We start from the raw sequence: 12,400 nt of genomic DNA on the forward strand, positions 1-12,400 counted from the left end.
ACCAATCCGGCTGGCTGCATGGTCGGCTCCCGTGCTTGCTCAACGAGCCGTCCAGCATGCCAGCAGTCAAAAACACGACATCTGTAAATAGCCAGAACACGACATTAGGATATGGCTGCTACAACCAAATCCGGTGATAATACGCATTATGTTAAATTATGTCGATGCTCAAAGCATATGACGATTGCAATGACTGAATTTCCAGCTGCGACACCGGTCCGCCTGACACCTGCCGAAGCCCGCTGTCGCGACACTGTCGACGCGTGCGAGGCCATTCGCTACAACGCGGCTTCCTTGAGCAGCCATCCTGGAAAGCCACGAGTTTCGCAAGGCTGGAGCACTCTTCGCGAAATGCAACTGATGGCTGCCCGCCGCATTCGGTTGGCGCCTGTTCGTAGCCAAGAAACGCCAGCAGCGGTTTCATCGGCGTTTCTCGTGCGCTCGAACATCTTTGGTCGATTTTTACCCCCGCTTCCAGTCGGCCATTCGGTACCGGAAATATTGTTTGTCGACCCATTCGACACGACGGCGCCCGTTGATGAGCATGTCATTTGGAACCTGCACCGAACCGAACGGCTCGAACCCGAGTCTCAGGTAAAGCCGATGTGCGGCGAGCGCGTTCCCGTTGCTGCGCACGATGACATTCCCGTAGCCGGTCGTCGCCTCGCCGACACAACGCCGCACCAGCGCTTCGCCGAGCCCGCGTGAGCGCCAGTCCGGCGCGATCGCGAGTTCGGCGATTGATCTCACGGGTCGGTCGCCGAGTGTCGCGCGCAGCGGCATCGGTAATTTATGATCGTAGTCCGAATCGGCGGACAGCAGGAAACCGACGAGCACTTCGCCGGTCACCCACAGATGGCAGCGCGCGGCATGCTCGGTGAACAGTCCGTAGATCCAGCCGCACTCCGCCGCCTCGTCCAGGTAGTGGCCGGCATACGGCCCCGTCGTAAACGCGTCCATGTAAAGCGCGAGCACCTGCCGCTCCCATGCATGGAACAGGCCGATTCCACCGGAACGGATCTCGCACGTGGTCATCCCGCCCTCCTACCAGTCGAGCTGATAAGCCGTGCTCACCAGCAGCGACGAGCACAGCGTCGCCAGCTTCACGAGTGGCAGCCCGGCCGGATCGAATCCGTGGTTCGGATAGAAATACTGGCCGAGGCCCTGCACCTGCCGCTCGATCACGATTACGCGGCGGTCTCGCGGCGCCGTCTCGATGATCCGCTCGACGATTTCCCCCTTGTTCTCGATATGAATCGACAGGATGATGATGTCGCACGCACCGTAGTCGTACGCCGCGCCATCCGCATGAACCATCTCGATCGCGGCGCGGCGATAGCGTACGGGGTTCGATGCGCACAGATGATCGACGAACCGCTCGCCGGTCCTGAGCGATTCCTCGCTGAGATCAAGCCCGACGATGCGGGCGCCGCTGAACGACTGCATGAACAAGAGCGACAGCGGCATCCCGCCGGAGCCGATCATCGCCACCGTCGAATCGGTGGACATGTCCGACAGGAAGATCTCGGTTCGCGCGAGAAGCCGGTAGATCTCCGCGTAGTACTCCTTGATGATCAGGAGCAACCCGTCGCTCGCCGGCCCGGCGCGCAGCACGTCGCTCATCTGCCGCTCGAAGCGGACCTCGTTGTCCAGCGACAGCGCCTGAAATCGCTTCATGTACTCACGCACCGTACCGTCGCGCAGGAATAGCCCGGTCTCGTTCGCATCGAGCACCGGGGACAGCAGGTAGTTGCGGATCAGCAGCGTCTTGGCGAAACACGCTCGCAGATCGTGTCGGTCGGGTGACACGAACATCTCGTCGATCCAGCGATGGATCTGGGTCTTCACGAAGTCGATGCGGCACTGGGTATCGTTGGCCGCACAATGCGGCGCAAGCGGCAGATTGGTCAGCATGTCGGTGTCGATCCAATTTCAGGTTGAGGGGCGCCGGCGAGCCGGCATCAGATCCAGGCTTTCGGCAGCGCTGCGAGGCGTTCGCGCGCGACGGGTCGGGTCTGGCCGAACGGCGGGTAGGCTTTCTTCTGCAACGCGTGCGCGAGCATCGTCGGCATCCGCGCAAACAGGAACACCGGCGTGGCCAGCACGGCGGGCACTCCCAGTTCGAGCAGGATCGCCGCAGCGGCCGAATCGATGTTCGGCGGCAGGCCACGCAGGTCCTGCATCGCACCGCATACCGCCCGATACGCGTCGAACGCCGCGCCGTCGACGCCCAGCCGCACCGCGTGGCGCTCGAGCGCGGCCGGCCGCGGGTCGCACTCGAGCAGTGGATGGCCGAACCCGGGAATCCGGTCGCCCGCCTGCACGCGCTGCGCGACGCGATCGCGAATCTCCGCAGGCGACCGCCCGACCAGGTTCGCGAAAAACCGCGTCGCGTCGCTGCACGCGCCCACGTGCGCGGAACCGCTGCCGGTCAGGCCCGCGATCAGGTTCAGGTCGATGCTTGCATAGGTGCTCGCCGAGAACCGCGGCAGTGCGATGGTCGGCGCGACGAGACCGAAGCCGCCATGCAACGCCACCAGCAGAACGTCGAACAGGCGGGCCTGGGCGTCGCGCGATTCGCCACCGCACAGGCAGTCCAGCACCGATGCGCTGAAACCGCGAGCGGCGTCCGTCGGCCGCGGCCAGGCCGGGGCCTCGTCGTCCATCGTGCGCCACACCGCCAGCAGGCGCGGCAGCGCGGCGACGATGCCCAGGCCGGTCGCCACCGCGTCGTCCTGCCCGATACCCGACAACCCGTCGGGCCACGCAACCGGCTGCGCTTGCGGCCCGGCAGCCAGCCCGGCCGCGACCGCCGCGACCAGGAACACCTCTGGCCGGCGCTGGCGGCGAGCCAGTTGCGCGGCGAGCAGGCCATCGTCAGGCGGCCCGTCGTCGGCAAGCCGCGCCGCCAGTGCGCGATCGAGTGCGCGCACGTCGTCCTCTTCCGGCATCCGGCCCGTGAGCACGTGCAGGATCGCGGCAGTGAAATCGACGGACTCGATCAGCTGAAGCAGATCGACGCCGCGTACCGAAAGCCGGTCGGGCGAGATCGAGACCGCATCGATCTCGCCTTCGTCGCGTGCGGCGCGCGGACGGGCGGCGTCCGGCGTCGGCAGGTCGTGATCGGTTCGCATCGGCGATGCCCCGCTTACTGCCGCGCCGGTTTGGCGATCAGCACCTCGAAGCCGATCGCTAGCATCCCCGCCCCCTTCGATACGCTGGCGTATTCGCCGATGCCGGCTTCGTGCAGGTGCCCGACCGACTCCGCAACCGTGAACTTGCCGTCGAGATGGAGTGGATGAACGCCCGCGGCCGCGCGCCGCTCGTTGAAGAACGCGAGCGCTTCCGGCGCAGGATCGCTGCAGGGTTCGTGAATCAGCGCGAAACCGCCGGGCGCCAGCGTGCGGAAGATCTCCCGGTACGCGCCGACGGGGTCGGCCCAGTGATGCACGACCGAACGGCCGATCACCGCGACGAACGTCCCGTCGTCGAACGGCAGAGCGTGGACGTCGCCCGCGCGGATTTCGATACGCCCTTCCAGCCCTTCCGCGCGCACGTTCTGTTCGGCGCGCCGCACCATGTCGTCGTAGTAATCGACCCCGACGAAGCCCAGCGGGGCGAGCGACGGGACGCGGGCCAGCTCGATCAGCGTACGCGCGGTACCGGTGCCGACGTCGAGCAACCGGCCCGACGCGATGCGTCGCTGCGCGAGCTCGTGCTCGACGCGCTGCACCAGATTGCGGTTCCATTCGAGCGTGAACGTGTCGACGTAGTGGTCGTAGGTGTCGGCATTGACTTCGGCGGGGGTATTGGTACGCATGCAGGTCTCCAGTCGTGAGGTCTAGGGGTACAACGGTCGTGGAATCATCCGGCTGCGGGACGCGCGCCGGCCGGGGGTGCGGCCGGCGCGGCGCCGAGCCTGCGCATGAGCCGCAGGAAAATCGTCAGGTACACGGCCTGGCGTACGACGCTCACGCCCGCGAGTAGTGCGAACAGCTGAGTGAGCGCGAGATGGTGCGTGACGCCGAGATAGATCGCGCCCGGGGTGACGATCCAGGAAAAGAACAGCCCGAGCGCCATCGCGCGCGCCGGGCGTTCGAGAATCTGGAAGCAGCCCGTCACGAGATTCGTCAGCAGATAGCTGAAGACGAACAGCGGCACGTAGTCGAGCAGCGCGGTCGCGACCGCGATCACGCCGGCGTCGGACGCGAGAAAGTGCAGCGCAAGCGAGCGCATCAGGAAGAACGCGATGCTGATCGCCGCGGTGAACAACACGCCCAGCAGCATCACCGACTGCAGTGCCGCGCGGGATGGCGCGCGGCTGCGCACGAGATGCCCGATCCGGATCATGAAGACCATGCTCAGGCCCTTGATGAGGATGAATCCGATCGTCATCAGTTCGAAGCCGATGCCGTAACCGCCAATCGCACGCACGCCGTAGCGGGCGATCAGCGAGTAGACGGCCGTATTCGCAAGAAAGGTCAGCGCTTCGAGCGCGGCCGACGGCAGAAAGATGCGCAGCAGCCGTCGCTGCGTCGGCCATTCCACGCCGGGACGCGGCAGCACGACCTGCTCGCGGCGTAGCCGCGGGCGTATGCACCGGACGCACCAGCCGAGATACAGGCTCTTGGTGATCCACGAGGTCAGCGCGAGGCCGAACAGCTGCAGCGACGGATGCTGGCCGAACAGCCCGAACACGAGCAGCGGATCGAGGATGTTGTTGACCACGCCGCATGCGATGCTGATGCGGGCGGGCGACTTGGTGTCGCCGTACGTGCGCATCGCCGCGGAAAGCGCGGTGCTGAGCAGCGTGAGCGGAAAGCTGCCGATCACGAGCGCGTAATAGCCGAACATGCGCTCGCCGCGAAACTGGCCGCCGGAAATGAACGTCATCAGCGGCGCCCGCATGCCGATCAGCACCAGCACGACCAGTGCGCCGATCGCGCCCGCGAACACCAGGCTCTGCACGAACAGCCGGCCCTGGTCCTCGCGGGGCGCCTTGGCGAACACCGCGACGAACGACTCCTCGAAACTCTTGCCGAGCAGGAACAGGAAAGTCGCCACGCTGCCGTTGATGAGCGCGAGCAGCGCCATGTCCTCCGCCGGCAGGTCACGAATCCAGCGATAGTCGAACAGCGTCATGCAGTAGCCGAAAATCGACGACAGCACCATCGGATAGAGCATCAGCCAGGTCGCGCGCACCTCGGCCGCGAACTGCCGCGTGCGATCGGCCCGTGACGCGCGTGTCGAAGCAAACGTGGCGGTCGCGGCAGGCGCGACGGTAGCGCGATCGTCAGACATGGGTGTGCCTCTCGTCGATCAGGCGCGGCAGCTTCTGGCGCGCGGAGAAGCGCAATGAGTCGCGACCGAGCACATCGAGGCGGCCCTCGCCCTTGTCGATGCATTCGCGCACGTCCTCGATCTCGAGCAGCGCGGCGGCGAGTCGTGACACGAGCGGCGCCAGTTCGTCGTCGCCCAGGTCCAGCGCGACCGTCAGGCAATCGCGCCCGTGCGCGTCCGCGTCCAGGCGGAACTGGCAATCGAGCGGCCGGCCGACGCACGCCACCAGCCGCTGCACGAGCAGCTCGGTGCTGACCAGGTTGCCCGCGAACTTGAAGCGCTGATCCGTGCGTCCCTGCAGCACCACGACAGAGCCGCCCTCCCCGCAAGTGCAGCGCACCGACGGCCCGACGCGCACGCGATCGCCGATCCGGTAGCGCAGCATCGCGAGGCCCGGGTTCGCGCGGCTTGTCACGAGGAGTTGCCCGCCCTCCTCCTCGAGGAAGAACCAGTCGTCGAGCACGTGGTAATACCCGTCGGCGCAGCGCGGCGTGTGATAGCCGAGAAAGCCCGTTTCGGTGGCCCCGTACAGCCCGAAGAATGCGGCATCGCGCCAGCGCCGCCGCACGATCGCCCGCTTGCGCTCGGTGAACGCCTCGCCGGTGTAAAGGATCTTCGTCACGTCGAGATCGACACCGTGCGCGTCGAGTAGCCGCAGACATTGCAGTACGCTCGTCGGCGTTCCGACCAGGACGTTGGGGCGGGCGCGGCCGATCAGGTTCAGCATCGCGGGCAAATCGGCGCCGTATGCGTCCAGCCGCCCGATCGGGAGTACGTTCGCGCCGATCGCTTCCAGCAGCCGGTTCACGCCGTCGTACAGCGTGGAAAAACCGCCAGCGGTAAACAGGTTCGCCACCCGGTCCGTCGGCACGATAGCCGTCCCGGCCAGCACGTTCGCGAGCGCTCGGCCATAGGTCGTGTCGGGCCGCTTGCGCGCCGGCGCATTGAGCAGCAGCTTGACCTCGCCGCTCGTGCCCGACGTGGTGTAGAACGTCGCGCCGGCGAGACCGTCGTGGTCGAGGCGGTCCAGCACGCGCCGCTTCAGGTCGTCGGCCGTCTCGATCGCGATCAGCGTGCGGAAGGCCGCGTAGCTGGCCACGCCCGCCGGCAGCAAATGCGCATAGCGGGCATCGTACGAAAGCGCTTCGTTCACGGCGGAGCAATCGAAGCGGGTCGTGCGGTCGGACATCGTGGGCTCCAGGTTCAGGCCGCGATCACGCGCTTTCGCGCAGGAGACGCAAAGAGATCTTTCCGGTGCTCGTGACCGGAAGGTCGTCGACGAACAGCACGTCGGCGATGCGCGGATACAGCGGGAACGCTGCCCGGTAGCGGCTCAGGATGCGCGCCTTGAAATCCACGTTCGCACCGGCCGGCGCCAGGCCGGGCACGACGAACACCGTCAGCGCGCCGGTCTGTGGATCGGCGAGAAAATAACTCTTCGCGATGTCGTCGAACGCATCGAAATGCTGGTGCAGCAGGCTGACGTTGATGAGCCGGCCGTTGCACTTGACCGTTTCATCCCTGCGGCCGACCCAGAACACGACGCCGTCGTCGCGGCGGAACACCAGGTCGCCGGATTCCAGCGTCGTGAACCGCCGCAGGCTGCCGTCGGGCAGCAGATAGCCGTGCATCGCATACGGCGTTCGGTAAAGCAGATGGCCGGGCTCGCCGGGTGCGCACGGCCGCCCCTGCGCGTCGACGATCGACAGCTCGATGCGCGGATCGATCGGGCGGCCCGGTGCGAGGACACCCTCGAAGCAATACGAATCGACGCGCGGCAAATCGTCCGGCGTGAGCGGCAGCGCGAAGATCCGCGGCCCGGATTCGGTCTGGCCGAAGTTGTTCCACACGCAAGCACCGAGCGCGAGCAGGCGGCGCACCTGCGCCGCGTAGATGCGGTCGGATGCATTGAGCACGACGATTCCGTCGAACCTCATGCCCGCCGTCGCTTCGGCCAGGTCGCACACGCGCTCGGCAATACTGCGGATCAGCGGCACGAAGCGGATCCGGCCGCCGCCCAGGTAGCCGAGCACCTCGTGCGCGGTCAGCGATGCCCGTTCAAGCCAGACGGTCGCGCCGGCCAGCAGGCCGTTCATCATCGTCGAGAACCCGTACATGTAGTGCGTGGGGAACATGCACAGGACGCCGTCGCCCGGCTGCACGCCCAGATAGCGGCCGACCGCCAGCGCATTCTCGACGAGTTGGGCTTCGTCGTAGACGACCAGCTTCGGCGCGCTCGTCGTGCCTGAGGTCATGAAGACGATCTGCGCGCGCGGCGCGCCGGCATCGGCCCACGCGAACGCGTCGTGCCCGGGCGCTTCGGCATCGGCCATGGCCGGGTCGAGCACGACGACCGGCAGCCCGTCGCACGCGATCGACCGGGTCGAGACGACCGCGAGTGCATCGAGCCGGTACTGGTGCCGCGCGGCGGACAGCATCTTCGGATCGCACAGGACGATCCGGCAGCCGAGCGTCGATGCGAGCAGCGTGAACAGGAAATAATCGAACCCCGAGAAGCCGACCGCGATCAGGCAACCGCGCCCTAGTAAGTGCGGCTCCAGCGCGCCGAGCGCACGCCGAGCCGCCCTCAGGCGCGCGCGCAGGTCTTCCGCCGTCAGGCGCGCCCCGTGCAGCACGATCTGCCAGTTCGCCTCTCGGGCAAGCAGCGACGCGAATTTCATGCGGCCGCTCCTTCCAGCACGAGCGAGGCCGCGAGGCCCCCCATGCCGAACGAATTCTTGAGCACGCGCCGCGCATCGCTGGGCGTCGGCGCGCGCACCACGTTGACGGGGCACTCCTGCGCCTGCTCGTCGAGGTTGATGGTCGCCGGAATGAAACCCTCCCGCAGCCCGATCGCCGTGTTCAGCACTTCCATCGCGCCCGCCGTCGCGATCAGGTGACCGTGCTGCGACTTGTTGGCGGTGACGGGCATCCCGGGCCGCGTCGGAAAGATCGCGCGGATCGCCTCCGATTCGTGCTTGTCGTTGAGCACCGTCGACGTCCCGTGCGCGTTGACGTAGTCGATATCGGCCGGCGCGCATCCCGCGTCGTCGAGCGCACGCTGCATCGCGAGCCGCATCTCGAGGGACTGCTGGTGCGGAATGACGATGTGCTCGGCGGCCAGGCTCGCCCCGTAGCCGGCGACGCGCGCGAGCGGCGTATCGCCCCGGGCGCGCACGGCCGATTCGCGCTCGATCAGGAACAGCACTGCGCCTTCCGCGAGCACGAAGCCCGAGCGACGCGTGTCGAACGGCCGCGAACGGTGCCGGGGATCGAGATTCAGGTCGGTCGAGATCACGTCGAGCGATTCGAGTCGCGCGAGATTGAGCGGATTGACCTTGCCGGACACGCCGCCGACGATGGCCGCGTCGACACGCCCCTGGCGCAGCGCGAGCAGGCCCATGCCGATCGCCTGCAGCGACGCGGAGCACAGGCCCACGTGCGCGAGCGCGCAGCCGCTGAACGGAATGTGGCGATGAATCGCGCCGAACACGGCGGTCGCGTCGCCGCTCACGAACTCGCTCATGCGCATGTGCGACACGAGCACGCGGATCAGCGCGTCGCGCGATTTGTCGCCATTGACCTTGTCGACGAGCTCGAGCGCGCTCTGCACGTCGGTGGCCGGCACGTCGACGCCGACCAGACAGCCGATGCGCTCCGGCGCGTAGTTGCGCACGACGAACGGCGCCTGCGCGAGCAGCCGCGCGGCGGCGAGATCGCCGTACAGCTGCTCGGTCGCGATCCGCCGTGCGGAAGGCCAGCGCACGCGCTCGTTGCCTTCGTCGGGAACGCCCGCGTGCTGGGTCGTATAGGTCGAGCAGTCGAATTTCTCGATCCGGCGAATGCCGGAGCGGCCTTCGCGCAGCGCGGCGTGAAGTTCGTCGTAGCTGCCGCCGAGCGGCGTGACGGCGCCGAATGCGCTGATGACGATTGCGTCCGATCGCGGTTTCATCGCCCCACCCCGCTCAGCTTGCGTGCCAGGATCGCACCGAGGCCCGACGACACGCCGATGCCGTTGACCAGGACGGGTGCGCCGACAGGAATGGCCGGATCCGCGATGGCGAGGACCAGATCGATCAGGTTGTTAGCCCGTCCGGTATAGCCGACATGCGGCTTGTATGCGTGCATGACGGCATTCGGCCACGCATGCTGCACGGCATTGCGCTCCGCCTTGCCGAGCGACGGTTCTCCGTTCTGGTACAGCACGACGTGCGGCACGCCGAGCGCGGCCTCGCCGGGAAAGCGGGCGAACAGCCTCGACCAGTCGGCGCTCGACACGGACGTATCGGGCTTGTAGAGCGAATGAACGTCGAGCACCTGCGCGCAGGGCGTGCGCCCGTCGCGCGGCGTGCGTTCGACGACCGCGCCGACGGCCCCGAACGCGGGAACGATGCCGACCGGGTGCGACGTCGTTCGCAACAGGCCCATCTTCTCGAACGCCGCGACGTTGTCGGCCGACGTCATATCGCCGACGGCCGCGATGACGGCCCGGTCGATCGCGCCGCCCTCGATCTGCCGGTGCGCTTCCTCGAGCGCACACAGGCTGGTCAGCGACATCCGTTGCAACGGATAGCCTTCGCCGCGCAGTTCGAACAGCTTCGATATCTGGTACAGCGCGTTGGTGGTCAGCAGGCGCAGCATGTCGAGCGGATTCAGGTCCGCCTTGACCTCGCCGAAGTAGCGGCAGCCGTCGAGGCCGTGACGCTCGTGCAGCGGCGTGAGCACGGCCATCGTCGCGTCTTCGCCCTCGACCCCCGTGAATACCGCAAACCGCTCGCGCTCTTCGGCCGTGTAAGGTCGGCCGGCCGATGCCGCGTCAAACGCCTCGGCGGCCACCTGCAGCGCGAGACGCGACCCCGGGTTCAGCAGCGAACGATCCTCGCGCGCCATGCGCTGCACGAGCGGAAACGGCAGGTTGGCGCGCGTGTAGTCGCCAGGCTTCGCGGCCGGTGCGAGCGGCTTGCGCGCGGCGAAGTCGACGTCCAGCAGCGACGCGATGTCGGGAAAGGCGGCCGTCGCGATGCCGAGGCCGGTGATGTACGACATGGCAAGTCCCCATTCACGTGAGTCGAAAACCGGGCGGGCGCGCGATGCCGCGGCGCACGGTGCGGCGTTCCTGCGACACGGACGGAACGCCCGGATCAGCTGAACTGCGCGATGCGGCGCTCGATGTAGTTCACCGAGAAGTGCTCGTAGAGATCCTGCAGGCTGCATTTCTCGTGATCGTTCCAGCGCATCACGTCGCACACCTGCTGCCAGCCTGCGTCGGTCCACTCGGTGCCGGTGTGGCATTGCGGATCGAGCAGCATCCGGTTGAACGGCCACAGGTTTTCGAGGCTGATGCGGTTGTCCACCTTGTCCTTGAGCTCGTAGCACAGGTCGACGTAGTCGATCGAGCTCATGTTCAGCTCGCGGAACAGCGACGCGGAGTCGGCCACCTGCTCGGGACCGCTCAGATAGAGGATTTGCGCGACGATGTTCTTGATGTCTTCCTTCATGGTCCACTCTCCTTGAGTCACTGGGTCAGCCACTGATGTTTTCGCCATTGCCGAGATCGACGACGCTTCCCGTCGTTTCGAGCGAGCCGTTCGCGAGCAGCAGGACCGTGCGCGCGACCTGCTCGGGCTCGAGGATCTTCCGCATCGGAATCTGGCGGTAGAACGCCGCCGCGTCCTGCGACGCGAGAAAGCGCTCGAACAGGTCGGAGCGCACGAACCCCGGCGCGACCGCGTTGACGCGCACGCCGAAGCGCGCCATCTCGAGCGCGAGCGTTTTCGTGAAGCGCTCGATCGCCGCCTTCGACGCGCCGTATGCGCCGTTGCCGGTCTTCGGCTTGCGCGCGGCGATCGACGACACGTTGACGATCGCGCCGCGCCGGCGCGACTGCATCCCTTCGCCGAACGCATGGCAAAACGCCATCGTCGCGCCGAGGTTGATCCGTAACGTTTCCCAGTAGCGGGCGAACGGGCTGCCGATCAGCAGCGCGTCGTCGTTGATGCCTGCGTTGTTCACGAGCACGTCGACGGCCGCTTCCGCGTTCACATGGTCGGCGAACGCCTGCACGGCGTCCCAGTCGCCGCCGTCGACCCGAAAGCCGCGCACCGCGCCGTCGTACGCACGCTCCAGTGCGTCGGCCAATTCAGGATTCGATCGGTAGGTGAAGTAGACGGTGTGGCCGTCGGCGACCAGCGCATCGACGATCGCGCGCCCGATCCCGCGCGTGCCGCCCGTGACGATGGCGAGCTTCGTCATGCGTCGTGCTCCCAGCTGAGGATGCCGTCCATCACGCCCTGGCCATTCGCATTGCGTAGCTCGACGTGCGCGGTGGTGCGCGCCCCGTCCTGCTGCAGGCGCCGCAGGCGCGCGGTCAGGCGCTCGCCCGGCCGTACCGGGCAGATGAAGCTGATCTTGCGGAGCGTGAGCGCCGGAATCGGCCGGTTCGCCGCGAGGCCGAGTGCATCGAACAGCATCGCGATCGCCAGGCTGAGGCTGAACGAACCGGGCAGCACGGGAAACTGCTCGAAGTGTTCGTCGAAGAGCGGCGCGGCGCTCGCTACGTCGATCACGCCGAACTGATCGCCGGTGATGGTAGCCGCCGGCGTTGCGATCGCGGGCATCATGGCCGGTCTCCCGGTGCGGCCGACGCGTGCAGGTGAGCCGGCATCAGCGCGACGAACACGGTACCCGACGCGACGGCTGGAAACGTGCCGGCATCGGCGTCGCGCGCCGACACCTCGACGCGGTACCCGTCGCCGTGTCTCGCGACGGTGCCGGCCAGCGCCAGCCGCGGATGGCCGTCGACGCGGTGCAGCGTCAGCTCGCGCAGCTGCGCCGGTACCATCAGCGCCGGCTCGCCGTGCATCGTGCGCGCCGCCTTGACCGCGAACTGATGCAGCGCCTCGATGACGAGCAGCCCCGGCCGTGCGCTCGACCAGTCGCCATACCGCCGCGGATCCGCATCGCCCGCGAAACGCGCGGGATCGGACGGATCGCGGATCACGCGACAAAGGGCAAGAAAGCCAGGCCGCGCCGTCTCGCTCCCCCTCTCAAACCTGGTATG

14 protein-coding genes are annotated in these 12,400 nt (G+C 67.2%); all 14 read right to left on the bottom strand.

The genetic code is table 11. The features are described 5' to 3' along the window. Window positions 1-151 precede the first annotated feature (151 nt). Entirely contained in the window at window positions 152-424 is a 273-nt protein-coding gene (locus C4B30_RS35415; protein ID WP_143751680.1) for a hypothetical protein, read from the bottom strand. A 38-nt stretch (window positions 425-462) separates the two neighbouring features. After that, entirely contained in the window at window positions 463-1,035 is a 573-nt protein-coding gene (locus C4B30_RS25265) for a GNAT family N-acetyltransferase (RefSeq protein ID WP_027785876.1), read from the bottom strand. A 9-nt stretch (window positions 1,036-1,044) separates the two neighbouring features. Further along, the gene (locus tag C4B30_RS25270) at window positions 1,045-1,914 is read right to left on the bottom strand and encodes an SAM-dependent methyltransferase (protein ID WP_027785877.1); all 870 of its coding nucleotides are present in this window, start codon (window positions 1,912-1,914) and stop codon (window positions 1,045-1,047) included. 47 nt (window positions 1,915-1,961) lie between these two features. Continuing rightward, complete coding sequence (locus C4B30_RS25275; protein WP_027785878.1) at window positions 1,962-3,134, bottom strand: citrate/2-methylcitrate synthase; 1,173 nt, start codon at window positions 3,132-3,134, stop codon at window positions 1,962-1,964. 14 nt (window positions 3,135-3,148) lie between these two features. After that, the gene (locus C4B30_RS25280; RefSeq protein ID WP_027785879.1) at window positions 3,149-3,820 is read right to left on the bottom strand and encodes a class I SAM-dependent methyltransferase; all 672 of its coding nucleotides are present in this window, start codon (window positions 3,818-3,820) and stop codon (window positions 3,149-3,151) included. Between the two features lie 44 nt (window positions 3,821-3,864). After that, a complete protein-coding gene (locus tag C4B30_RS25285) occupies window positions 3,865-5,301 on the bottom strand; it encodes an MATE family efflux transporter (protein WP_027785880.1) in 1,437 nt (478 codons plus the stop codon). Continuing rightward, window positions 5,294-6,529, bottom strand: a complete 1,236-nt coding sequence (locus C4B30_RS25290) for a hypothetical protein (protein ID WP_027785881.1) — start codon at window positions 6,527-6,529, stop codon at window positions 5,294-5,296. Before C4B30_RS25290 ends, C4B30_RS25285 begins: the two co-directional genes overlap by 8 nt. 25 nt (window positions 6,530-6,554) lie before the next feature. Further along, complete coding sequence (locus tag C4B30_RS25295; RefSeq protein ID WP_027785882.1) at window positions 6,555-8,021, bottom strand: class I adenylate-forming enzyme family protein; 1,467 nt, start codon at window positions 8,019-8,021, stop codon at window positions 6,555-6,557. Further along, the gene (locus C4B30_RS25300) at window positions 8,018-9,292 is read right to left on the bottom strand and encodes a beta-ketoacyl-[acyl-carrier-protein] synthase family protein (protein WP_027785883.1); all 1,275 of its coding nucleotides are present in this window, start codon (window positions 9,290-9,292) and stop codon (window positions 8,018-8,020) included. Before C4B30_RS25300 ends, C4B30_RS25295 begins: the two co-directional genes overlap by 4 nt. After that, complete coding sequence (locus C4B30_RS25305; protein WP_027785884.1) at window positions 9,289-10,386, bottom strand: beta-ketoacyl synthase N-terminal-like domain-containing protein; 1,098 nt, start codon at window positions 10,384-10,386, stop codon at window positions 9,289-9,291. Before C4B30_RS25305 ends, C4B30_RS25300 begins: the two co-directional genes overlap by 4 nt. Before the next feature lie 95 nt (window positions 10,387-10,481). Continuing rightward, window positions 10,482-10,838 (bottom strand): acyl carrier protein, encoded by a 357-nt coding sequence (locus C4B30_RS25310; protein WP_027785885.1) that lies wholly within the window; start codon window positions 10,836-10,838, stop codon window positions 10,482-10,484. Window positions 10,839-10,863: 25 nt separating this feature from the next. Then, entirely contained in the window at window positions 10,864-11,592 is a 729-nt protein-coding gene (locus tag C4B30_RS25315; protein WP_027785886.1) for an SDR family NAD(P)-dependent oxidoreductase, read from the bottom strand. Further along, window positions 11,589-11,960, bottom strand: coding sequence for a hotdog fold domain-containing protein (locus tag C4B30_RS25320; RefSeq protein WP_027785887.1), 372 nt, complete (start codon window positions 11,958-11,960; stop codon window positions 11,589-11,591). Before C4B30_RS25320 ends, C4B30_RS25315 begins: the two co-directional genes overlap by 4 nt. After that, window positions 11,957-12,340, bottom strand: a complete 384-nt coding sequence (locus C4B30_RS25325) for a hypothetical protein (protein ID WP_230469150.1) — start codon at window positions 12,338-12,340, stop codon at window positions 11,957-11,959. The genes C4B30_RS25320 and C4B30_RS25325 overlap by 4 nt, the downstream gene beginning before the upstream one ends. Window positions 12,341-12,400: the final 60 nt, after the last annotated feature.

This window comes from Burkholderia sp. BE12 (genome assembly GCF_002959955.1).
Classification (GTDB): domain Bacteria; phylum Pseudomonadota; class Gammaproteobacteria; order Burkholderiales; family Burkholderiaceae; genus Burkholderia.